The following is a 23,409-nucleotide window of genomic DNA, read 5'->3' as shown; positions in this document are numbered from 1 at the left end:
AACCTGCGATGAGGGCGCTGTCATCGTACTATTTCGTGCAAGCGCTGCTCACGGTCATTGCTCTGTATTATTTGCCACTATTCCTCCAGCATGAGGGCTATACGGTTGTACAGGTAGGGTTACTCGTATCCGCGGGCGCTATTGCCTCGATCGTGGCACCGCCTCTGTGGGGAGTGGTGGGAGATCGCTGGCGCAAGTTGAAGCCGTTGCTTCTCATACTGCTGGCGTTGTCACTAGCTGCAGGAAGCTTGATGTTCCGCATGGAGGCACTGATGTCGGTTTTCGTCGTGTACGCCTTATTCATGTTCGTGTATTCTCCGCTTACACCACTGGCGGATACGATGGCGATTGCCTACTCGACACGCAAAGGCACAAGCTATGGGAGCATTCGGTTATGGGGCTCCGTCGGGTTATCGGTAGGCAGTCTGCTCTTCGGAACGGCCCTTAGCTATTGGGGCATCGCTACGCTTCCAGCTGTTTTCGCGATAGTGATCTTACTGCTGATTCTCATCGGGACACAGCTTCCGAGCGAGGGGAATCAGCAGGTGAAGTCGATGCAGCTTCGGCATCTCAGGGAATTAATGAGTGACCGAACGTATCTGGGTTTTGTGGCTGCAGTGACAGTCATGGCTATTCCTTTTCGTATGAATGATCAGTTATTCAGTGTTTATATGAAAATGCAGGGCGCGACAGATTTTCAGGTCGGTCTAGCCTGGGGGGCAGCAACGTTATGCTCGATCCCAGCCTACTATGGCTCGGGATGGTTGCTCCGGCGGTATGGGGAAACGCAGCTGCTGGTGTTTGCCGGTTGGATGTTCGTCCTCCGCTGGATCACCCTGGCATGGATGAAAGATCCGCTCTGGCTGATTCTTCATCAAACGATGAATCTAGTGACCGTCCCCATCCTCTATGTCACAGTAGTGCTGCAAGTGTCCAAGCTTGTACCGCAGCATCTGCAGACTACGGGTCAAGCGGTGTTCACAGCAGTATTCGCAGGCGTAGCCGGATTCATCGGGAGCACAGTTGGAGGCTGGGGGATGGGACGGTTTGAGCCTAACATCGTGTATTTGGCAGGCGGCGGACTCGCTTGTATCGGTACATTGTTAACGATGATGTGGTCAAAAAATAGGTGCGAGAGGAGACCTGTACATGGCACAGAAAGCATTTTGTGAGAAACAGGATTTTGAAACGGCGGGGGATCGCGGTTATTCGGTGTTCCGGATTCCGGGATTAATTACAACGAAGCGAGGAACTGTAATCGCTTGGTATGACGCCCGCAAGGGAAGAGGGAGCGACTGGGATCCGATAGATATCGTCATGCGGCGCAGCTTCGATAACGGTGTCACTTGGGAAGCACCACAAATTCTTGTTGGATATGAGCGCTACAGTGTGAAGGAGCCGATTAACAATCTGGTGTTGTTTGCCGACATGGAGACAGGGGACGTGCACTGCTTGTACTGCACGAATTATGAACGGCTCTATGCGATGAAATCCGACGATGAAGGGTCATCGTTTAGCGAGCCTGTCGAGATTACTTCTGTCATGGAGACGTATCGGTCCGAGTACGACTGGAAGGTTATTGCTCCCGGTCCAGGACACGGCATCCAGCTCACAAGCGGACGTCTTGTCATACCGGTGTGGTTATCTCTAGGCACAGGGGAAGAGTTTGGAAACGGGAAAAAGGGTCATCGACCATCCGATGTCGTCTCCATCTATAGCGATGATCACGGGAAGACGTGGCAGCCGGGACAATTCGTTGTGCGCTCTTCGGACGCCGTACTGCATCCAAATGAGACCGTGCCGGTGCAATTATCAGACGGTAGCGTATTGTTCAATGTGCGAACCGAATCCGATACGTTCCGCCGCTTAATTACTACCAGTCCGGATGGGGCGACGGAATGGTCTCAGCCTTATTACGATGAGGCGCTGCCGGATCCCATCTGTTTTGGGTCAATTATCAAACTGCCGGAGCAGCAAGGAGTTGACGTCGCACCTATTCTGTTCGCGAACTTGTCTGATTTGACGGGACCGCAGCGGACAACCAAGGTTAGTGAGCAGCTGACCGTCCATCCATACGCTCGCCGGGGCTTAACCATCAAGGCGAGTGTGGACGATTGTCAGACCTGGACGGCGTGCAAATCGCTGGAGCCGGGACCCGCGCAATATTCTGACCTAGCGGTAGCAGCCGACGGTTCGATTCTGTGCCTGTATGAAAGAGGAGCGAAGACCGAGCAGGCGGATGAACGAAAAATGACGTTAGCCCGGTTCAATTGGGCTTGGGTCATGGAGACGTAAAGGATTTCATGCTTGACGCTTCCGCCGGTACTCCATCGGTGTGCAGTCTTTCAGTTGTCGGAAGATGCGGGAGAACGTCTGCAGGGATCCGAAGCCAACCTCTAGAGAGATGGCGGACACGGGCAGCTCGGTCGACCAGAGCAAGCTGCTGGCATGACGAATGCGGACTTCATGTAGAAAATGGACAAAGTTCTGTCCAAGCTGCTTTTTGAACAATTCGCTCAGATGGGTGGCGTTGAAGTGAAACTGCTGGGCAAGCTCAGTTAGCGTTAAAGGCTCTCGGTAATTGGCATGGATATGCTGAATCACTGGCCAAATGTTCTTGCGGTTGGAACCGGTGCCAGCCATGACAGGCACTGTGGTCGACTTTTCTATCATCGGCATGCTCCGCAGACGAAGTCGATCGAATTCAACTATGATTTCGATCAGCATCGCTTTCAGCTTATATTTGCGCCAGGGACTATCACTCATATACTCGTCGTACATTGCTGCGAAGAGCTCCTTCATTCGGCTTAATCCATTCGGATCTAGGTGGATATAGGGTGCCTGAGCCTCGGACTGTGCATCAAGCCAAGCTTGAAAGCCCCAGTCGGCTTCATTGCTTCCGGACAGCAGCTCGATATCGAAGTTGCAAGTATACATCATAGGCAGTACCGTAGGCTCATATTGAAGTTCGTGAATTTGGTAGGGGAGCAGCATCATCATCGTGCCTGGCTTCAAAGTGTGACGCTGGCCATTGATGGTTTCTACACCGCCGCCTTCCACAAACAAGCTAAGTTCGAGAAAATCATGCCGGTGAGGCGTAATATGGGTTTGCTTGTGCCGGTCAATTTTCATGAAAAATGGAAATGTCGAGTCGGCATTCGGATATTCAGTTAAATAACGAGGATATTCCGCCAAGAAGAAAGCATCCCTTCCTAATCGAGCTAAGATGTCATCATTATAACAAAAATATAGCATACAGGAGTGAATTCCCATGACAAATCAAACATTGGAAAAATTTAAAGGTACCTTCACTGCACTTCTCACCCCTATGATGGAGGATGGAGCTATTGACTTTGCATCCCTTGAGCAAGCTGTGGAGCATCAGCTGCGTCAGGGAACGAAAGGATTTTATGTAGGAGGCAGTACAGGGGAAGGTTTCTTATTGACATTGGAAGAACGCATGCAGATCTTGGAAACGGTTGTTCGTGTGAATGCGGGCCGTGGCACGGTGATCGCGCATGTAGGTTGCATCAGCACGCGGGAGACAATTAAGCTTGCGAAGCATGCCGAACAGATGAATGTCGATGCCGTATCGGCAGTTGTGCCTTTCTACTACAAGCTGTCTATGACAGAGATTAAGCGCCATTATGAAGATGTCATGGCTTCCACCCCACTGCCTATGATAATATATCATTTTCCAGGTGCGACCGGTGTCAGCTTAACAATGGACTTCTATGAACAGATGTCGAAGCATCCGAAATGTATCGGCGTTAAATTCACCTCGCTCAACCTATTCGAAATGGAGCAAATTCGCGCCAAGTGCGGTAAGGACTTCCTCATATTCAACGGACATGACGAAGTCTATACGGGAGGCGCCATTATGGGTGCAGACGGAGCAATCGGGAGTACATTCAACATTATGCCAGGGATTTTCGCTAAGCTGTTCAGTCTGGCGCAATCGAAGCAATGGGAAGCAATGCCAGCTCTTCAGTCTCAAGCAAACGAAGTTATTACGGAACTTATATCCATTGACGTAATGGCGTACGAAAAGTATGTCATGTACTTGCAGGGTGTCTTCCGCACGTCGTTCATTCGTCAACCGCTGAAGCAATTGACGGCGGACGAGAAGCGGAAGATCGAATCATTCTTCCAATCAAATGAAGTGTTAAAGGCGGATACCCTTAAGCAGTCCATCGGCTAGGCGTAAACAAAGCAGCATTATAATAGAGGATACGCTTCAGGTGCATAAATTTTTGACATATCAAAAATTTATGTACCTTTATCAAAATCGTATGATATTCTAGCCGGAAATAACGGTGATATACTCACTTGGCAGGCAAAAGATAGCGCTTACAACAATAGAAATTAAGGGAGGTATTACCCGTGGTTTCAAGCAAAAGATTTGTAAAAACAGGCGTTGCCACATTCGTTTCCATCTCATTACTCGCAGGCTGCAGCTCCGGAGGAAGCACTGGTGAAACAGGTGAGAAGGGAGCAAGCCCTACTAGTGGAACTAAAGGGGCACCGGCGAAAGTAACATTCTACGCGAACTCTGGGGCATTGAACGACATGCCGCAAGGTAGTGAGGCCGCACGTTTGGATGAGGTCAAAAAATATATCTTAGAAAAAACGGGCGTAGATGTAAACGCTATCGTTCCTCCGGCCAATAGCGAAACGGCGAAGGAGAAGCTGAACCTGCTTCTCTCCTCTAATGATGAGGTCGACGTATTCCAGGCTAGTTGGACCGATTACGCCAGCAAGGGCGCAATTATTCCTCTGAACGATCTGCTTGATAAGTATGGTCAAGACATTAAGAAGGCTTGGCCGAAGGAATCCTGGGATATGATGACCGATAAGGACGGCAAGATCTGGGGTATTCCCCGTCTGACGCTGACGGCTGCTTATCCGATCTATCTCCGGAAGGAATGGATGCAGAAGCTGGGTCTGCAGACGCCGAAGACGATCGATGATCTGGAAGTGATTCTGAAGGCTTTCAAGGAAAAGGATCCTGACGGCAACGGCAAGGACGATACGATTACAATATCGACGAACCTTGAAGGACTGACGATGTCGTTGGCAGCAGGCTTCGTTGATGGAGGCTACGGCGACTGGCTTGATCCGTCAGATAAGAAGGTAAAACCAGTCGAGTTCGCACCGGGCTATAAAGAATTCGTAACAAAGATGGCCGACTGGTACCAGAAGGGTTACATCTATAAAGAAGCTTTCGCGAAGCATGATGCGCTGGAGCTACTAAAGACGAACCGCGTAGGCACATCTGCCCGCTGGTATTCGCACACGACACTGCAGCTGCCGAAGGTGCAAACGAGTATTCCAGAAATGGACTACATCGCTGTGCCTAGCTTGACCGGTCCGAAAGGGAAGACACAAACGATTAATCCGGGTGGTACGGGCGGTACAGTGATTAGCAAGAAGGCAAAAAATCCGGAAGCCGCAATCAAGTATATGAACTGGATTTATCAGGATATTGATAACTATATCATTACCCGATATGGCATGATGGATAAGGATTGGAAATGGATCACTCCGAAGTCTATTTACGAGCTTAGTAAGGATCGCAAATATGCCGGCGAATTTGCCTGGGGTATGGCGCTTTCTAACGAGAACAAAGCAGACGTTAACGACGGTATGAACAAGATGCATAAAGAGTTCCTACGTGGAGAGCTATTGAAGCTAGACTCCGGGAAAATGGCTTTCGACTACAATATTGTGTATGACACGAAAGAATTAACGGAGAAAGTACCATCCATGAGCGATATCAAACGTTTGCGGGACGAAGAAGTGACGAAGTTCATTATGGGTGCGCGCCCGATGAGCGATTGGGACAAATTCCTCGATCAGTTGAACAAGGCAGGTATGACCAGTCTCATCGATGCTAAGACCGAGCAGTACAATAAATTGAAGAAGTAGTTTGAATCCAGCATTCGTCTCTTCTATGCGTCAAGTGCAGGGGATGCACATTTTGTGCATCCCCGTTGTTTATTCATCGGAAGGAGGAGGGAGCGCATGATGACCAATAATCCGTCACTGAATCCCGCAACTATTCAATCGAAAAAAAGAGGAAGCCGCCGCTTGGTGGCCATACGTCACCATAAATTTTACTATTTATTGATTTTGCCGGGCCTGCTTTATTTTCTCATCTTTGACTATGTCCCGATGGCGGGCATTGTTATTGCCTTCAAGGATATTTCACCCTTTGATGGCATTCAAGGAATCATAAGCAGTCCTTGGGTGGGCTTCAAGCACTTTACGAACTTTATGGATTCCATCTACTTCTGGAATGTGCTCAGGAATACGCTGGTGATTAGCGGCTATAAGTTACTTATCGGTTTCCCGGCGCCAATCATTCTGGCACTGCTGCTGAATGAGGTCAAGAATCAAGTGTTCAAGAAGTTTGTGCAAACGATTTCTTACTTGCCCCATTTTTTATCCATGGTTATTATTTCAGGACTTGTGATGAACATCTTGTCCACGGACGGCGGCTTAATTAATGAGATGCTACGCCTGTTCGGGAAGGAACCGATTCATTTTCTAGGCAGCAATGATTACTTCCGCAGTGTCCTTGTAAGCTCGCATATTTGGCACCAGGTGGGCTGGGGAAGCATCCTGTATTTGGCGGCACTAACAGCTATCGATCCGCAACTATATGAGGCTGCGATTATTGATGGAGCGGGGAAGTGGCGCCAAGTATGGCATATTACGCTCCCAGGCATTACGCACGTCATCGTCATCTTGTTTATCTTTAATGTAGGCGGACTGCTCAATGCCGGCTTCGAGCAAGTGTTTCTGTTGTATTCCCCGCCTGTCTATGAGACTTCGGACATTATCGATACCTTTGTGTACCGCCAGGGACTTATTCAATTTCAATATTCCTTCGCTACAGCCGTTAACCTGTTCAAGAGTGTGTTCGCAGCGATCCTAATCCTCGGCACGAACTATCTGAGCAAGCGGCTTGGCCAAGAAGGTATTTGGTGAGGTGAGCATCTAGATGAAACCAACTAAGGGTGAAAAGCTGTTTGCGGCGTTTAATTACGCGTTTCTTGTGCTGCTGTGTGTGATCTTCCTCGTTCCCTTCTGGACGGTATTCGCCACATCCTTTGTGAGCGAAGCGGAGGCGGTTCGTCGAGGCGCATTCATTCTCTTCCCGGAGCAGTGGAATTTACTGGCTTACCGGATGTTCCTGAAAGATAGCAACTTAATCTTTCATGCGTATCAAGTTACCTTATTCCGCGTTATTGTGGGAACCGCGCTTAATCTAATTGTAACCTCCATGCTCGCTTACGGACTTGCGCGCCGCACTCTGCCTGGTCGCAATGCGATCGTGACATTTATTTTCGTTCAGATGGTCTTCTCTGGCGGGATGATTCCTACGTACTTGCTGATGGATGCGATCGGCCTGAAGGGCTCGATCTGGGTATTGATCATCCCAGGACTGGTCAGCGCTTGGAATATGTTCATCATGCGGACGTTCTTTATGAATATCCCCGCGGAAATCGAAGAAGCGGCGATCATGGACGGCGCTAATGCGGCAGGCATTCTATGGCGGATTATCTTGCCTTTGTCCAAACCAGCATTCGTGACAATCGGTTTATTCTACGCAGTAGGCCATTGGAACGCTTGGTTCGATGCAGCGATTTATCTCAATGATGTGAAGCAGTACCCGATGCAGCTGATTCTGCGTAACATTCTGTCCTCTGGTATTTCACAAGAGGATCTTATGCCAACCAACGAGATTCCACCGCCTGCTGCTACGATTAAAGCAGCCGCGATTATGATCAGCACGATTCCAATTCTGTTCGTGTATCCGTTCATCCAGAAATATTTTGTCAAAGGCGCCATGATCGGGTCAGTGAAAGGGTAGTAAATTCGTAAAGTTGTTCTTGTACGGTGATAGGGTTAAAATGAACAAACGGAGGCAACGCAATGAAATCCAGGCCTAACATTCTGATTGTCATGAGCGATGAGCATGCGGCCCACGCTACGGGCTGCTACGGGCATCCCGAAGTTAAGACGCCGCATATGGACCGGCTGGCCGCAGAGGGGATACGTTTCGACAACGCCTATTGCAACTCGCCGATGTGCGTTCCGTCCCGTATGTCTTTTCTTACTGGACAGCATGCGTTTCAAGTGGGAGGATGGGATAACGGCTCGCCGTTGTCTTCGGTGACGCCTACCTTCGCTCACTACTTTGAAGCTGCTGGCTATGAGTCGGTTCTCTGCGGTCGCATGCACATGGTTGGAGAAGACAGGCTGCACGGATTCGGCAAGCGTCTCTTTGACGATATGGACAGCTGGAAGAGCTATAATCAGACACCTAAGCGGACGCCGGAGGCGAGAAGGGGAAGTAATTCCCATGTCACGCAGTGCGGCCCGGGACAAGGCTCTTGGCAAGAATATGATGCTCATGTAGCTGATCTGACAGTTCGCTATTTAACGTCCAAGGCAACTGTAGAAGAGGAGAAGCCGTGGCTGATGGTCAGCGGTCTCATGTTCCCTCACTTTCCACTGATCGCCCCCCCGGAATATTACCGGATGTACGATCCGCAGCAGCTAAAGCTGCCGTCTTGGACAGAGGAGATGCTGGAGGATCAGCACCCGGCGATTCGCCAGATGCGCTATGCCTTCCGCAATGATGAACAAGTGCCAGAGGAGACAGTTCGTACTGCACTCGCTTCTTACTATGCTTTAATTACGTTAGTTGATGATTACTTAGGCCAGATGCTGGACGTGATCGATGGATCTTCTCTGAAGAACAATACGGTAGTGGTGTACATTAGCGATCACGGGGAGATGGCCGGTCAGCACGGCATTTGGCAGAAGCAGTGTTTCTATGAATCGTCGGTGAAAATTCCGATGATTATTCGGCTGCCTGAATCCTTAGGAGGACGCAGCATTTCTCACAATGTAAGCTTGGTTGATCTCATTCCGACGATCATGGAGCTAGCGGGAATTCGGCCCCCCAGTCAATTATCGGGGCAGAGCTTGCTGCCGCTGATTCAGGGAAACCTAGATGGAGCTCCGCGTGTCGTATTCAGCGAATATCATGCACAGGGGATGCTCCAGGCTGCTTTTATGGTCAAAAAAGATCATTTCAAATATAACTATTATGTAGAGTATCCAGAACAACCGGAGCTGTTCCAGGTGGATAAGGATCCGGGTGAGCTAGAGAATCTGGCTGGCCGAGCAGATATGGCGGGTAAGCTGCAGGAGATGCATCGCGAGCTGTTGGCAGTTGTTGATGATCCTGCAGCCATCGATGAACAGGCCAGACGCAATCAAGAGAAGAGCGGCATCTCACGCTGCTACTAAAACGTTCGGATATCGGAATGGCAACCAATAAGAGGAAGGGGGAAGTCTATGCGTCATCTGTGGAAAGGGCTGTTCGCAGCAATGAGAGAAGGCCAGAAGAAAAGATTATCGTTCACAAGGCTCATCTTATGGATGTATGTCGTAGCCCTCGTTCCTATTTTGACTATGTCTGTCATCTCCTATATTCAGGTTAGCCAGACCTTTCGGTCCGAGGCGGAGCAAACGAGTCAACAGTACGTTGGGCAGACGATCAACGCACTTGAAATTATCGTCGAACAGATTATGGACACTTGCCGTCAGCTTACCCTGAATACGACATTTCGCCGATTCGAAATGTTTCCGAACGCAGATTATTTTGAGAAGCTAACAGGGGAAATTCCTCCTGATGATTTGCAGGAGTCTTACCGTTATTATGTTGAGAAGTCAAGGGCGATGGACAGCATCTCGATGTTTATGCTCTCCAGTCAGTTCATTGATTCACTGTACTTCTACGATAGCGGGCAAAATAAAGTTCTTGCGTTCGGCGATCGTTCTGCGGCAGGAACATTCTTCCTATTCGATCAGTTTTATGATCAGGATTGGCGTTCTTCCTTAAAAAAGCAGGAGCTTCAGGCTCCTGTCATTCTCGATTCGCGCAGGGCAAAGACGCGGGATGGAAGCTTCGAACATGTGCTGACGGTTATCATGCCGACGGGTGTGGGAGACAACGCTTTTGTCGTGAATCTGAACGAGAAGCTGATGTATAAGGAAGTACTGAACCGGCTCAGCGGTTCAGGCAGGGTCTATCTGCTCTCGAACAAGGGACAGATTCAGCTGCATGAAACCGATGACACTCAGAGTCCTGCGGTCGATAGCTACTTAGGCAAGGAAACGGAGCAAATCGCGTATGGTAAGAACGGCTCCTTTAATCTGTCGATTGAGGATGTTCCGTCGCTTGCTATCTACGCATCGAGTCAATGGCTGGGCTGGACTGTACTTCATGTTGTTCCGCTTGAGGGCTTGGACCGTTCCTTGAATTTCTTAAGGCAAGTGATCATCTACATCGGGCTAATCATGCTTCTAATCGCTGGACTGATGGCCTATATGTCGTCAAAACGGTTGTATAGGCCGGTTAAGGAAACGATGGAAGAGCGGGACTTGTATAGGCTTCGCTGGGAGGAGTCCCTTCCCGTGTACAAAGAACGATTCGTTTATTCGTTGCTGAGACCGAACAAGTACTCACTAGAAGAGATACAGAGCAAGCTTGCACAGTTGAAAATACCGCTGAGACCTGGCCCTTATGAGGTCATGGTTGTCGAGATGAAGTCGCAGCCGATTGGAGAATCGGAGGGGACGCTCGAGGCAGATTTTCACCGTATACAAGTGAGGGAACTGGTGGAGACGGCAACGGCCGGCTTCGAAGGATTCTCCGTCTGGGTGGACGAAGTTCAGATGGCGCGGGTATTTTCAGGAAGCAGCGCAGCGGAGAACGGGGAAGTCAGCATCGCGCAGGTCGTGTCCGACCGACTTCGTGAGGCTTCACCAGAAGCGCTGACTGTTGGGTACGGTGGCGGCTGTGCGGACATTAGCGATTTGCCGCAAGCGTATACGATGGCGAGGGAAGCACTGCTCAGCAGCCTGAATGCGCAGCAGCCTGTAGTGGCGAATGAATTCGCATTCCCGCAAGCGAAGGCGGAGCTTCTGTGCGACTATATCAAAGTGGGGAATGCGGATCAGGCGATTCAGGTGATCGACGCCTTGCAGCTGGAATTGCAGGAGTACTCCGGTTATGCCATAGAAGCGCATCGTGCTTTGGGCGTGCAATTGCTGTCGTTTATGTTGAACCGGCTGAACGGACAGCAGCCTAGAGGGGGAAGCCCCTTGGTTCCGGAGGAAAAGCTGTACTTAGAGTTGATGAAAATATCCGACCCCGATAGCATGTATGCCTGGTTTAGAAGGATGGTGAAGCTAGCGTCGGAGGAGCACAGCGATTCGGATCAAGAAGACTCCAAGCAGATCAGCCATATCGAGCGGCTGCTTCAGATCATCGAGAATAACCTCGCAGGCGAATTATCCCTCAGCTCCTCCGCTGAAGCGCTCAGCCTCAACCCCGCTTATGTAAGTCGGTTGTTTAAGCAGACTACGGGTCAAACGTTCATGGAATATGTCACTCGCATTCGTATGGAGAAGAGTAAGCTGTTGCTAGCGGAGAGCGAGATGAAGGTAGGAGAAATTGGGCGACTAGTCGGCTACAATCAAGATTATTACTTCATCCGGCTGTTTAAGGAGCATACGGGTGTACCCCCGGGCGAATATCGAAAGAGAATTAGAGGCGTGAAACAGCTGTAAACTGGCGTAATACCGGTATACAGCTGTTTTTTTGTTTTCAACGGACTGTCTAATATGTCCTATCTAACAGTAATGATTACGATACACACTTGGCGGTTGACCGGTGTGTTTTTTGTACGTTTTAGAGAAGTGATGCAAACTGATGAAGCCGCAAGCATCGGCGATTTCACCCAGCGTCAGCTTGGTTTCCTTCAACAGCTGCTGGGCGTGTTGAATGCGTAGGCGTAGCAAATAATCATAGGGGCCGACGCCGAACTTTGTCTTGAATACGGCTGAGAAGCGAGAACGAGACAAATTAGCTCTTCGCGCCATTGCTTCAACCGTAATCGGTTCGTTGAGGTGCAGGTTCAAATAGGGGGTAATCCAACTCAGTGACGTCGGTCCTTGTTCTACCGGCTCCTGCTTTGTTGGGGAAAACTGCTCTATCATTTGCAGCATAAGCTCGCCTGCAAGATGATTTGCTCTCGCTTGCGCCATAGGCTCATAGGAGGTCCACATGCCGATCAGCTTAATAAGAGAATCCCGAAAATAGGCTGGATTGGAAGGTTGAAAAACAATGGGCATATTCATTCCGCTAATGACATTTAAATTGGGCTGAATCAGATGCTCGTGCGCCGTAATGTCTACAATACCTGGAGGGACGGGAAAGCCGTCGCCACGCAGCGGGTTATAGAACAAGTCTAAGTGAATGAAGGGCATAATAATGCCCGGCTTTGCGATGTGGTGGCTGTGCAGGACATTCGGCTGCAAGCAGCAGAACGAGCCTGGCTCCATCACGAACTCGGCATCCCATGTGCGAATCACACATTGTCCTTCTTGCACATAGATGAGCTGGTAATCGAGCAGCCGGCGCTCAAGCGGTAGGGTGGTTCGGCTGCGAATGCCGTAGTCCGCTCTACGGATATAAGGGCATAAAGGGAACTGGTTCAGCCAATGAGTTGCATCCGTCGTTTTCGTCAGGTTCATACCTGGACATCCTTCCACTAGTGAGTTGTAAGACAGGACGATTTGACAACAATGAAGTGGTATAGGATAAAGCATAATCGTTCATTTTCCCTTATTATAATAACAGAATAAGGAGGATGATTACATGGAAAATCTAATGAATAAATCAATCCAATCGTACGAAGAGGAAGGATACACAATCATTTCTGGAAAGCTAGAACAGGCGGATTTGACACCGATGAGGTCAGTGCTGTCCCGAGCTGTAGATGAAGCGGCTGCGAAGTTAGTGCAGGCGGGGCAGATCGAGCATGGCTATGAACAATTGCCTTTCGAGAAGCGCTGGCCGGCCGTATCTGATGCTGCTGATGGCCGAGGCGGCATCAACTGGGAGAAGGATGTATTCACACGCGAACTGTACGAGCTGGCCACCCATCCGACCATTATTAATACGTTGAGGCCGCTGCTCGGCGAAAATATCATCTTTAACGGAGACTTTCATATACGTCCCAAATTACCGGGCAGCAATTATTTCCCATGGCATCAGGACAGCCAGTATTACGGCTTGCCTACCGGTGAGATGCATATTATTACGGTGTGGATACCGTTTGTCGATGTGAACGAACATAATGGCTGCTTGTCTATGATGCCCCGAAGTCATACGTGGGGTGGTGTAATGGATAGTGCAAGAGATGCCAAGGGGGAGATGCAGCCAGCTAGCGATCCGGCGGAGCGCGGGACGGAAATAGCCGTTCCGATGCAAGCGGGGGACATGGCACTGTTCCATAATCTTACCTATCACCGCAGCTTGCCGAACTCATCCGATGGGGCGCGTTGGTCCGTCGATTTACGCTATAGCGCTGCACCTCGTGAAGACATGTCTGCGGCGGAGAAAGAGGGGTACGCGTTTTTCTTGGGCAAGCTGCAAGGCATGGGCTTCCTTACTTTCACGGCGGCTGGCCCGAATAAGGAATCCTGGGAAGAGGTTGAACGCAAATTCCGTGCCTTGCAAGAGGGTAGGAAGAAGTAAACACTACCGGTATGCTGGTCATAGGCTGTCCTATAAGTAGATTCTTCTACTATAGGGCGGCTTTATTTTTGTAGCGTAGTTTTAATTTGAAGATTCGAATAGAGCACGGCAGTCAAGGACTTTGTTGTCCATGGCTGCTGTTTTTTTGTTGGTCTCCGTTTTTGTACATTAAATAATTACCAAATTATTTTAATAAATTACATTTTATAAAAAATTCTAAAACGTATAATTACCTACATGAGACATCGCATGAACAACTGAATGGGAAGCGAGATGATAAAAGTGAAAGCGGTTTTAAGCAGTTACAGAGATAACGTTAGAATCACCAAGAAAAACAAATTCCTACATTATATCAGAAGAGATGCGCTCTTATACTTACTCTTACTGCTGCCGATGGCGTATATTGCGATATTTAGATATGCCCCCATATATGGCGTGGTGATGGCTTTTCAGGACTATAACATCTTCGAGGGAATTAGCGGTAGTGAGTGGGTTGGCTTTGATGTCTTCAAATTCATTTTCGAGCAAAATAGTTTCTACCGTGCGCTAAAGAATACGCTTGTTTTAAACTTTCTGGATCTGGTAGCGGGTTTCCCGGCACCTATTATACTAGCTATTCTGATAAACGAAATTCGGCATGTGAGATTTAAAAAAGTAACCCAAACGATCCTATATTTACCTCATTTCTTATCCTGGGTCATTATTGGCGGTATGGTCTACCTGATGTTTTCATCAGGCGGGATGGCGAATAGTGTGTTAGCTAGCCTTGGTATTGGTAAGATGGAGTTTCTTTCTCAGAAAACCAACTGGCTGATTATGTATCTAGCGATTGGTGTGTGGCAAAGTGCAGGATGGGGGACCATCATCTATTTAGCTTCAATTATTGGTATTAATAAGGAGTTATATGAAGCTGCAGATATGGATGGGTGCAGTAGACTTCGTAAAATATGGCATATTACGTTGCCTGGCATAAAGCCGACCATTATTATTTTGCTTATTTTGCAAATTGGTAGGATGCTCTCGATTGGATTTGATCGGCCATTCGTTATGGGGAATTCCTTGGTAAGTGAATACTCGGATGTTATTAGTACATTTGTATACCGGATTGGAATTGGGTCTGGGGATTTCTCACAGGCAACAGCAGTTGGATTGTTTCAATCGGTTGTAGGATTAGTATTTTTATTGACAGCCAATTATATTGCCAAAAAAATTGGTGAGCAAGGAATTTGGTAAGGAGCGTGAGTTTGTTGATCAGGAAGCAGAGAATTAATTTCGTTGATCTAGGTATTATCGTATTCATTACTGGTGTAGCCATTACCTGTCTTGTTCCATTTCTATATATGATTGCGCTTTCGCTAAGCTCCAATAGTGCGATTACGTCACAGAAGGTCACGCTGTGGCCGGTAGAATTTACACTTGAAACCTACAAAACGATCTTAAGTGACGTAGAGATGATCTATACGCTGGGTTATTCCATTGTACTTACAATTATATTTACACTCGTTTGTATGTTTTTAACAATTTGTGCAGCGTATCCGCTTACAAAGAAGAGATTGAAGGGAAGAAGCTTCTTTCTATCCGTGTTGGTCATTACCATGTACTTCAGCGGTGGATTAATTCCAAGCTACATGTTGGTAAAAAATTTAGGCATGATGAATTCCATCTGGAGCTTAATTTTGCCTGGTGCGATGAGTGTATTCAATCTAATTATTCTAAAAACATTCTTCTCATCACTTCCAGAAAGTTTGGAAGAATCGGCATCTATGGACGGTTGTAACGAACTAGGGATCCTTGTTCGAATTGTTCTTCCGCTTTCTTTACCGTCAATCGCAACGTTAAGCCTCTTCTACGCGGTGGATAGATGGAATGGATTCCAAGACGCACTCTTTTATATAACGGATAAGAATTTGTATCCTATGCAATTGAAGCTGTACCAAATCATTACGGCTAATCAACAGTTAGATACCCAGCAAGGTGAAGGCAGTGTCGGTGCTTATATTGTTCCGGAGTCATTGAAAGCTGCAAGTGTCATGTTTGCAACAGTTCCGATCCTAGTTGTGTACCCGAAACTTCAGAAATATTTTGTGGATGGTGTCATGACGGGGGCTATTAAGGGCTGAGATATGGGATACACGAACAAGTTGTTTGTCTAAAAGCATGAAAGGTGGTGAATCTGTTACCGATCAGCTAGGATTAGATCATTATGTGAACGCGATACGAAATAACTATGAGATAAAGGTGAGGTTGAACGATGAAAATAAAAAAAATGATGGTTATATTGCCAGTTTTGACACTACTCACTAGTGGATTAGCTGGATGTAGCAGCGATAATAAAAATGCAAGCCCAACAACGTCAGCGGCGACTACATCAGGAGCTGCATCTGCAAAGCCAGCAGGACCACCGACGACACTTACGGTTGAAATATTTGACAGAGGTATTCAGGGTCAGCCTGATCTGAACAATAATACATGGACAAGATATATTAATGATAATTTTGGTAAGCAAAATAATGCGATTGTAAAATTTGTTCCGGTTCCGAGGTCACAGGAAATTGATAAGCTCAATGTCTTGATGGCTGCCAATGAGGCACCTGATATTTCTTTTACGTATGACAGTCCGACCATCTCCAGATATTCAAAAGTGAATGGTATCCTTCAATTAGATGAGTTATTGGCTAAGCAGGGTAAGGAATTGACGAATTATCTAGGTAAGACCGTTCTATCTTATGGACTTTTTAATGGAAAACAGATGGCGATCCCTGCGAAAAGAACTTCACTTGCATGGGGCGGTATGTTTATTAGAAAAGATTGGCTAGATAAATTAGGGATGCCGATTCCTACTACGAAGGACGAATTATATAATACGCTAATTGCGTTCCGAGATAAAAATCCAGGCGGCGTGAGTGGTGTAATTCCATGGGGATTGGCAGCAACAGGTTTTAACTATAACACTGGAAATCTAAGTGAATCTTTCTGGGGGAAACAGTCAGAGGAAGAATTCGTGACAGCTCCGAACTGGTTAAAACCTGGAAATAAGGATGCTCTAAAATTCCTCAACAAGCTCTACAATGAGAAATTAATCAGCCCTGACTTTGCATTGGACAAAACAGCTAAGCAAGCAGATGCAGATGTAACCAACGGTAAAGTCGGATTCTTCAGTGCAAACTGGGATTACCCATTACGTCAAAATATCAGTGTGCCATTAAAAGCTAATGTGCCTAATGCAAACTTTGTACCTGTTGATGTGTTCAAGAATTACGAAGGAAAATATAAGAAAATTGCCTACAATGAAAATGGCGTGAATGTGTTTATCCCTAAAAGTAGTAAAAATGCAGAGTTGGCTATCAAGTATCTAAACTGGATGTCCGATCCTAAAGTATTGTTCTTCTTGCAATACGGTCTTGAAGGTGTTAATCATAAAATGGTCGATGGTATTCCACAAGTGATTAATCAAACAGGCGACAATATGCAAACCAGCTATCTAAATCTGGATCTTACACTAGTTGTAAATGGTGTTGAACTGGGTGATCAGCAGAAGAATATTAAAGCACTAGCGGCATCGGCGCCAGGACTCGAAGCTGTTGCAGAACAATCCTACAAAATAAATACGACAGACACGTACACGGGTTACTTCTTCGATACGCCAAGTGAATCCAATATTAAGTTCGGTAAAACACTTGGGGATATGAACAAACAAATGACAGATAAACTTATCGTTTGCAAGCCAACTGAATTCGACGCTTTGTACGATAAGCTAGTTGCTGAATATATGGCAGCAGGCGGGCAGGCAGTCATGGATGAGAATGTGAAAATCTACAAAGCTATGCAAGCGAACAAGAAGTAGTAGTGAAGGATAAAGCCTATGGACATAACATCGTTATGTCCATAGGCCTTTGTGGTAACATACTAGCTATCTTGTTATCTGGTTAATAAAGGGTTAAAATTTGGTGAATATGGGACATCGGATCTAGGAGGTACTTATGTATAGTGTGATTATTGTAGATGATGAACCATGGGCGATTAAAGGAATACGGAATGCTTTTGACTGGCAGAAATACGGATTTGAAATCACAGGTCAATTTACAAGTGCCCATAAAGCCATTGAATTTATAGGTGAGGCGAGTCCTGATCTTGTTATTACAGATATTAGAATGCCTGAAATTTCCGGTCTTGATCTGATGAAGATGACGAAAGATAGGGGATTGGATGTTGAATTCGTTATTGTAAGCGGTTTCGCAGAGTTTGCTTATGCGCAGGAGGCACTTAGGTATGGTGCGCTAGATTATTGCCTAAAACCTTTAGATATTGAGATGGTAGATCCATTAATAGAGAAGCTCGCATTGCACTTTTCTAATAAACGAAGTGTTAGAAATAACCTGATCTTAGAGGCACTAACTTCATCGGATAAAGGTGAAATGAATCATTTAACACACATATTTGATACTTCAACAGACTACTACTTTCGTGTCGTTATTATGTACGCCAATGGTGAGAAAAAACATGATCACGACCTAAAGGCTCTCCATTTTAGACCTGTATTGGAAGTTAGTTTGGGATCAAGAAAGACACTGTATATTCTCAAAAGTGAAAGCATAACCGATCTGGATGTTCGTTTTGATTCAGCTGATTTTATTAATTTAGATCTAAAAGCAGTAGGAATCAGCAGCATTTCCAATCAGCATGACAATATGGCAAAGCTAATAAAAGAAGCAGATATCGCAGCGTCAACCGTTTTTATTAATGAAGCTAATGGTATCTATGAATATGAACAGAAGCTTAATTTGGTTAAGCCGTATATAGATGGTATTTCTACGATTATTCAAGAGAAAAAGTTTGAAGATATGGATGACATCATGGATAGACTCATGTTGTATTTTAAACAAAATCATTTAGGGATGGGCGAAGTTGTTTATTTATGGAATCAAGTAGTCAGTAGCTTGGTTGGCAGCTATTACGAAGAACTACAATACATGGAGCTTGATTTCCTAAATTACTCTGAATTGAAAGAGCGCTTTGAAACCTTTGAGTCGTTATGTAGTTTTTTGTATGACATTTTGACCTACATAAAGCAGCTGAATTATCAGTCTGCGAATGAAGGGGATAAAAACGCATATTTTACCCAAATGGTGAAATACATCGACAATAACTTTCAGAGTGAGTTGTACCTCAAAGATTTATCTGTCAAATTTTTAATCAATCAAGTTTATTGTTGTCAACTTTTCAAGAAAAATTTGGGCAAAACCTTTTCAGAATATGTCACAGATTTGAGGATAAAAAAAGCTTGTGAGCTTTTAAAACATACCGAATTGTCTATTGATGAAATTGCAGCAAAAGTAGGCTATATGGATTATTATTATTTCAACAAAGTATTTAAGAAACAAAGTGGGATAACACCTACGAAATTCAGAAAGAGTTGAGGGTTGGGGTGGGGAGTTTGCAGATAAGTAGACTGAAGCTAAAACATCAGATACTACTGATATTTTTATTTTCGATTATTATTTTTACAATAATGGAATTTTATTCCTATACTAGTTTTTATAATCTGACACAGAACAGAGCTGCCAATTATGGGAGTAAGATCATTGAACAAACAAGCCAAAAAATCAATTCCGTTTTTAAGGATATAAAAGTCAGTACGAACATAGCTGTTGATAATAAAAAGGTACAAGAGTTTACCATTGTTGATGATGATTATAAGCGGAGTTTTGATATCGGTACGTATGTCATTGAACTCATGGAATATATGAGGTCTTTTAACACTTATGTTAATGGCGTAGTTATTAATGACAATTACGGACGACGCGTTCATAGTAATGGAAACAATGATATCTTTTATACAAATCAATACGAAGCATTTATCCGTACCTATAAAAATAAGTTGGATGCTGTTAAAAAAGGGCAGTTTACAAACGTATTAAAAGACGAAAAAACAGGAAGTGAATATTTCTTTTATATAGCACCCATTATTGAAGCGATTGGCGGGGTTCAATTCTCACAGAAGACAGGCTATTGTTCCATTATGGTGAATACAGAAAAGCTCAAGGAGCTTGTTGAAAATACGGAATTAACGCCTAACTCTACGTTGTACATTCTAAACAGCAACAATGAGGTCATTGTATCCAATAATGCTAATTTCCGCGGCATTTTGAACGAGGAGATACTTCCAGCAGATCGGAACCGTTTAACAAATGGGGTAAAAACGACAATTAATAAGGAAGAAGTGATCGTCCAGGAAAAAGAATTGGAGCAGGCAGACGGCTGGCGTATTGTAAGTATTATCCCTGTGCAAGAGTTGACAACGGATATGCATGCGATTAAAAACATTAGTATCATAGCTGGAATTGGCATCATTGTAAGCATGCTTATTATGGGGTATTTTTTCTTTAATAACCTGACAAGGCCTGTCATGGGGCTTATCGCAGATATGAAGAAGATTGGTAAGCGAGACGTAGGCTTCCGAGTCAAGGTACGTTCAACGAATGAAGTTGGCGTTCTGGCCTATGATATCAATAGTATGATCGATAAAATGGAAGAGATGACAAGCGATATGTTCAACACACAGATTCGACTATATGAGTCAGAGCTCAGCAAAAAGCAGGCTGAATTCTCGGCTTTACAAAGTCAAATCAATCCGCATTTCCTGTATAATACCTTAAATTGTATAAGCAGTATCGGACTTGAATATGGCAGTAAGGAAATCGCGCAGATCACGTCGAGTATGTCCAAAATATTCCGTTATAGCATTAAAAATGACGAGCTTGTTTTAATCAGTGAAGAGATTCAATGTATTAAAGCTTATATGAACATTATTTCTATTCGATATGAGAGCAAGTTTTCGATGGAAGTAGATGTTGACGAAAAGCTATTGGATATGAAAACGCCTAAAATGATCCTGCAGCCTATTGTTGAAAATGCCGTCTATCATGGACTTGAACGTGTAGACGCAGGCGGACATCTACGCGTAAGCGGTCATATCGATGCGAATGGCGATGTCTGTTTTCAAGTATCGGATTCTGGATTAGGCATTGATACAGAGGGGCTTGAAAGCATTAAAGCCAAGCTAAATATGGACCATTCAGAGCGAGTGAGCAACAGCTTGGAAGGAAAAAGTATTGGTCTTTCCAATATTAATAATCGGATTAAGCTGCTGTTTGGCGAAAGCTATGGCGTAGAGATCGAAAGTCAGATGGGGACTGGCACGACAGTGCTCGTGAAGATCCCGACGATATGAAAGTAAGAGCAACACTAACCACTTAAGATAAAAAGTGGGGCGTGTTGCTCTTTTTTTGTTTAAAAGGCGAATTTTTATGCTTTTTTTATACGGATACCTTAGAATCTTTACACTGATTTTATGTAGTTCGGCGTTACAATGATTCAGGAAAGGGGGGATGGTCATGCAAAGTGATTTTTTGCTGATCGCTCCGTCTACGAAGGCAGGCGAGGACTTCATGAAACACGTAAATTTGCTTGGTCTTCCTTTTATTGCATTAACAAATAACAAGATGGAAAGACTCAAGTTAGAAGGACAAGGAGTGAAACAAATTATCCGTGTGGATACATCCGAGCCGGCAAAAACAATGATTCCCGACTATCGGATAGGGAACGTCATTTTGTTTGAGGAGAGCTTACCGTTATGCTGCCGCTATATTCAGATATGTCGCAGCTGGACTTCGGGGCGTATCTACGTGGTTACCCAAAGCATGAATCCTAGATTGATTTACAAAGGGTTAGGTGCTGATTATGTTATTTATTCCAAAAACGGTGATGTGAAGTTCCTTCTATCATCGCTGCAAACAATAAATTAGGAGCTGATCGATTTGGAGGAGGTGTGCTATGTACAACGATGTAACGATGATCTTATTAATGGCATTAACATTTTTAGGTTTTTGGGGATTTATGAAATTTTGTGAAAAAGCGTAAGCGATGGCGGTAAGTGAAGTTTCAGAACCCCAACATATAGGAGGGTAATCGTATGATTGTTATTGGACTCATTGCATTAGCTATCATGGTGTATCTTGGTTTTGTCTTAGTGAAGCCAGAGAAATTCTAGAAGTAACAAAGAACATATGTAAGCAGGGGGAGAACCTATTATGGGAATGGGATTGTTACAAGTCATCATCACACTCGGCATTATCATGCTGTTGGTAAAGCCTGTGGGAAGTTACTTGGTGAACGTTTTTGGATCTGAAAAGAGTGGCCTTGATCGTGTGTTTGCTCCAATTGAGCGTATTGGCTATCGCATTATGGGTGTTAAGGAAGAAGAAGCGATGGGCTGGAAAAAGTACGTCGGAGCCGTGCTTTTAGTTAACTTTGTCATGATGATTCTCATGTATGCTGTTTTCCGGCTGCAAGCTTATTTACCCTTGAATCCAGATGGCATTGGTAATGTGTCTCCAACGATTGCTTTTAATACGGCAATTTCATTTATTACGAATACGAACTGGCAAGCCTACAGCGGTGAGAATACACTCTCCTATCTTTCACAAATGGTGGCCATTACATTCCCGATGTTTACATCAGCAGCAACGGGATTTGCGGTTGCGGTCGCTTTTATCCGTGGTCTGATTGGCCGTCAGGATAATCTCGGTAACTTCTACGTGGATATAACGCGTGTGATTTCACGTGTGTTTCTTCCACTGAGCTTCATCGTTGCTTTGATTCTAGTATTTCAAGGCATTCCGCAAACGTTGCTGGGTGCTGTTCAAGCGACAACCATTGAAGGTGCTGGACAAACCATTACACGGGGCTTAGTGGCCTCCCTAGAATCGATTAAGCATATCGGTACAAACGGTGGTGGTTGGTTCGGTACGAACGCGGCGCATCCCTTTGAAAATCCAACACCATTCACGAACATGATTCACATCGTATGTATGATGTTGTTGCCTACTTCTCTCGTATACGCATTCGGTCTGATGATTAAGAACAAAAAGCAAGGCTGGACGATTTTCGCGGCTATGGGAATCATCTTCCTGGTCATGCTCACGACTGTGTTTTATGCGGAGTATAAAGGCATTGCAGCCGTAGATGCATTAGGTGTACACGGCAACATGGAAGGCAAGGAAGTCCGGTTTGGACTCTCCGAAACGGCCCTGTTTACAACCGTAACCACAGCTGCAACGACGGGGAGTGTCAATGCGATGCATGAATCGCTGACACCACTCGGGAGTATCGTTCCTTTTGCCGAGATGATGTTGAACAATGTGTTTGGCGGTAAAGGTGTTGGTTTGTTAAACGGTTTGCTGTACCTGATATTATCGGTGTTCATCTGTGGACTAATGGTAGGTCGTACCCCAGAGTTTCTGGGGAAAAAGATCGAAGGCAAGGAAGTTAAATTAGCTGCCATTGCGATTCTGATTCATCCACTTATCATTTTGGCGCCAACAGCTTGGGCATTGATAAGACCTGAGTCCGTCACTTCCATTGCGAATCAAGGCATGCATGGGCTTTCCGAAGTGCTATATGCGTTCACTTCAGGCGCGGCGAATAACGGATCTGCCTTTGGTGGTTTGAGCGCGGGCACGAACTTTTATGCCATAATGATTGGTTTGGTCATGCTGGCAGGTCGATACATCTCCATTATTGCGATGCTTGCGATTGCAGGTTCACTTGCGACCAAGCGTGTAGTTCCAATTACGACGGGGACGCTTCGCACGAATACACCTTTATTTATGGGGATTTTAATAATGATGATTCTAGTTATTGGTGCTCTAACGTTCTTCCCGGCGCTGGCATTGGGGCCGATTGCTGAACATTTGGCTGCGCGTTAAGGATAGACGTAATAG

The 23,409-nt window shown here is 45.6% G+C and carries 19 protein-coding genes; 17 read left to right on the top strand and 2 right to left on the bottom strand.

What is annotated here, in order from left to right; all coding sequences use genetic code 11:
* Positions 1-8: 8 nt before the first annotated feature.
* Together AC58QM_RS14050 and AC58QM_RS14045 are read left to right on the top strand one after the other, a co-directional pair.
* A complete protein-coding gene (locus AC58QM_RS14050) occupies positions 9-1,172 on the top strand; it encodes an MFS transporter (protein ID WP_497284913.1) in 1,164 nt (387 codons plus the stop codon).
* Positions 1,150-2,295, top strand: a complete 1,146-nt coding sequence (locus AC58QM_RS14045; protein WP_497284911.1) for a sialidase family protein — start codon at positions 1,150-1,152, stop codon at positions 2,293-2,295. Before AC58QM_RS14050 ends, AC58QM_RS14045 begins: the two co-directional genes overlap by 23 nt.
* Before the next feature lie 6 nt (positions 2,296-2,301).
* Here AC58QM_RS14045 and AC58QM_RS14040 read toward each other — a convergent pair whose 3' ends face one another.
* A complete protein-coding gene (locus AC58QM_RS14040) occupies positions 2,302-3,195 on the bottom strand; it encodes a helix-turn-helix domain-containing protein (protein ID WP_497284909.1) in 894 nt (297 codons plus the stop codon).
* 76 nt (positions 3,196-3,271) lie between these two features.
* Between AC58QM_RS14040 and AC58QM_RS14035 the strand changes: the two genes are divergently transcribed.
* The 6 genes from AC58QM_RS14035 (at position 3,272) to AC58QM_RS14010 (ending at position 11,655) form a co-directional block, all read left to right on the top strand.
* Entirely contained in the window at positions 3,272-4,201 is a 930-nt protein-coding gene (locus AC58QM_RS14035; protein WP_497284908.1) for an N-acetylneuraminate lyase, read from the top strand.
* A 182-nt stretch (positions 4,202-4,383) separates the two neighbouring features.
* A complete protein-coding gene (locus AC58QM_RS14030) occupies positions 4,384-5,928 on the top strand; it encodes an extracellular solute-binding protein (protein ID WP_497284906.1) in 1,545 nt (514 codons plus the stop codon).
* A gap of 96 nt (positions 5,929-6,024) precedes the next feature.
* Positions 6,025-6,993: an ABC transporter permease gene (locus tag AC58QM_RS14025; RefSeq protein ID WP_497284904.1), complete on the top strand. Its 969-nt coding sequence runs from the start codon at positions 6,025-6,027 to the stop codon at positions 6,991-6,993.
* A gap of 13 nt (positions 6,994-7,006) precedes the next feature.
* A complete protein-coding gene (locus AC58QM_RS14020; protein WP_497284902.1) occupies positions 7,007-7,879 on the top strand; it encodes a carbohydrate ABC transporter permease in 873 nt (290 codons plus the stop codon).
* A gap of 62 nt (positions 7,880-7,941) precedes the next feature.
* Positions 7,942-9,327 carry a sulfatase family protein gene (locus AC58QM_RS14015; protein ID WP_497284900.1) on the top strand — a complete coding sequence of 462 codons (1,386 nt, stop codon included), beginning with the start codon at positions 7,942-7,944 and terminating at the stop codon, positions 9,325-9,327.
* 48 nt (positions 9,328-9,375) lie between these two features.
* On the top strand, positions 9,376-11,655 hold the full coding sequence (locus AC58QM_RS14010) for a helix-turn-helix domain-containing protein (RefSeq protein WP_497284898.1): 2,280 nt from the start codon (positions 9,376-9,378) through the stop codon (positions 11,653-11,655).
* 63 nt (positions 11,656-11,718) lie between these two features.
* Here the strand turns inward: AC58QM_RS14010 and AC58QM_RS14005 are convergent, their stop codons facing one another.
* The gene (locus AC58QM_RS14005) at positions 11,719-12,621 is read right to left on the bottom strand and encodes a helix-turn-helix domain-containing protein (RefSeq protein ID WP_497284896.1); all 903 of its coding nucleotides are present in this window, start codon (positions 12,619-12,621) and stop codon (positions 11,719-11,721) included.
* Positions 12,622-12,745: 124 nt separating this feature from the next.
* On the opposite strand from AC58QM_RS14005, the gene AC58QM_RS14000 reads away from it, so the two are divergent.
* The 9 genes from AC58QM_RS14000 (at position 12,746) to kdpA (ending at position 23,394) form a co-directional block, all read left to right on the top strand.
* Complete coding sequence (locus AC58QM_RS14000; protein WP_497284894.1) at positions 12,746-13,627, top strand: phytanoyl-CoA dioxygenase family protein; 882 nt, start codon at positions 12,746-12,748, stop codon at positions 13,625-13,627.
* Between the two features lie 282 nt (positions 13,628-13,909).
* Positions 13,910-14,860, top strand: a complete 951-nt coding sequence (locus AC58QM_RS13995; protein ID WP_497285304.1) for an ABC transporter permease — start codon at positions 13,910-13,912, stop codon at positions 14,858-14,860.
* A gap of 14 nt (positions 14,861-14,874) precedes the next feature.
* Complete coding sequence (locus AC58QM_RS13990) at positions 14,875-15,747, top strand: carbohydrate ABC transporter permease (protein WP_497284892.1); 873 nt, start codon at positions 14,875-14,877, stop codon at positions 15,745-15,747.
* 131 nt (positions 15,748-15,878) lie between these two features.
* Positions 15,879-17,471 (top strand): extracellular solute-binding protein, encoded by a 1,593-nt coding sequence (locus tag AC58QM_RS13985; protein ID WP_497284890.1) that lies wholly within the window; start codon positions 15,879-15,881, stop codon positions 17,469-17,471.
* A gap of 136 nt (positions 17,472-17,607) precedes the next feature.
* Complete coding sequence (locus AC58QM_RS13980) at positions 17,608-19,044, top strand: response regulator transcription factor (protein ID WP_497284888.1); 1,437 nt, start codon at positions 17,608-17,610, stop codon at positions 19,042-19,044.
* 8 nt (positions 19,045-19,052) lie between these two features.
* Positions 19,053-20,858: a sensor histidine kinase gene (locus AC58QM_RS13975; RefSeq protein ID WP_497284886.1), complete on the top strand. Its 1,806-nt coding sequence runs from the start codon at positions 19,053-19,055 to the stop codon at positions 20,856-20,858.
* Between the two features lie 163 nt (positions 20,859-21,021).
* Positions 21,022-21,432 carry a hypothetical protein gene (locus AC58QM_RS13970; protein ID WP_497284885.1) on the top strand — a complete coding sequence of 137 codons (411 nt, stop codon included), beginning with the start codon at positions 21,022-21,024 and terminating at the stop codon, positions 21,430-21,432.
* Positions 21,433-21,599: 167 nt separating this feature from the next.
* On the top strand, positions 21,600-21,677 hold the full coding sequence (locus AC58QM_RS13965; protein WP_379171775.1) for a potassium-transporting ATPase subunit F: 78 nt from the start codon (positions 21,600-21,602) through the stop codon (positions 21,675-21,677).
* A gap of 46 nt (positions 21,678-21,723) precedes the next feature.
* Positions 21,724-23,394 (top strand): potassium-transporting ATPase subunit KdpA, encoded by a 1,671-nt coding sequence (kdpA, locus tag AC58QM_RS13960; protein ID WP_497285303.1) that lies wholly within the window; start codon positions 21,724-21,726, stop codon positions 23,392-23,394.
* Positions 23,395-23,409 lie beyond the last annotated feature (15 nt).

The sequence above is a fragment of the Paenibacillus sp. J22P165 genome (genome assembly GCF_059692015.1).
The sequence above is the reverse complement of the archived record's forward strand: the minus strand, read 5'-3'. Positions and strand labels throughout refer to the sequence as shown.

Excerpts from the sequence above, each read along its gene's own strand:
- AC58QM_RS14050 (WP_497284913.1), top strand. The coding sequence starts at position 9 with ATGAGGGCGCTGTCATCGTACTATTTCGTGCAAGCGCTGCTCACGGTC.
- AC58QM_RS14045 (WP_497284911.1), top strand. The coding sequence starts at position 1,150 with ATGGCACAGAAAGCATTTTGTGAGAAACAGGATTTTGAAACGGCGGGG.
- AC58QM_RS14035 (WP_497284908.1), top strand. The coding sequence starts at position 3,272 with ATGACAAATCAAACATTGGAAAAATTTAAAGGTACCTTCACTGCACTT.
- AC58QM_RS14025 (WP_497284904.1), top strand. The coding sequence starts at position 6,025 with ATGATGACCAATAATCCGTCACTGAATCCCGCAACTATTCAATCGAAA.
- AC58QM_RS14020 (WP_497284902.1), top strand. The coding sequence starts at position 7,007 with ATGAAACCAACTAAGGGTGAAAAGCTGTTTGCGGCGTTTAATTACGCG.
- AC58QM_RS14015 (WP_497284900.1), top strand. The coding sequence starts at position 7,942 with ATGAAATCCAGGCCTAACATTCTGATTGTCATGAGCGATGAGCATGCG.
- AC58QM_RS14010 (WP_497284898.1), top strand. The coding sequence starts at position 9,376 with ATGCGTCATCTGTGGAAAGGGCTGTTCGCAGCAATGAGAGAAGGCCAG.
- AC58QM_RS14005 (WP_497284896.1), bottom strand. The coding sequence starts at position 12,621 with ATGAACCTGACGAAAACGACGGATGCAACTCATTGGCTGAACCAGTTC.
- AC58QM_RS14000 (WP_497284894.1), top strand. The coding sequence starts at position 12,746 with ATGGAAAATCTAATGAATAAATCAATCCAATCGTACGAAGAGGAAGGA.
- AC58QM_RS13985 (WP_497284890.1), top strand. The coding sequence starts at position 15,879 with ATGAAAATAAAAAAAATGATGGTTATATTGCCAGTTTTGACACTACTC.
- AC58QM_RS13980 (WP_497284888.1), top strand. The coding sequence starts at position 17,608 with ATGTATAGTGTGATTATTGTAGATGATGAACCATGGGCGATTAAAGGA.
- AC58QM_RS13970 (WP_497284885.1), top strand. The coding sequence starts at position 21,022 with ATGCAAAGTGATTTTTTGCTGATCGCTCCGTCTACGAAGGCAGGCGAG.
- AC58QM_RS13965 (WP_379171775.1), top strand. The coding sequence starts at position 21,600 with ATGATTGTTATTGGACTCATTGCATTAGCTATCATGGTGTATCTTGGT.
- kdpA (WP_497285303.1), top strand. The coding sequence starts at position 21,724 with ATGGGATTGTTACAAGTCATCATCACACTCGGCATTATCATGCTGTTG.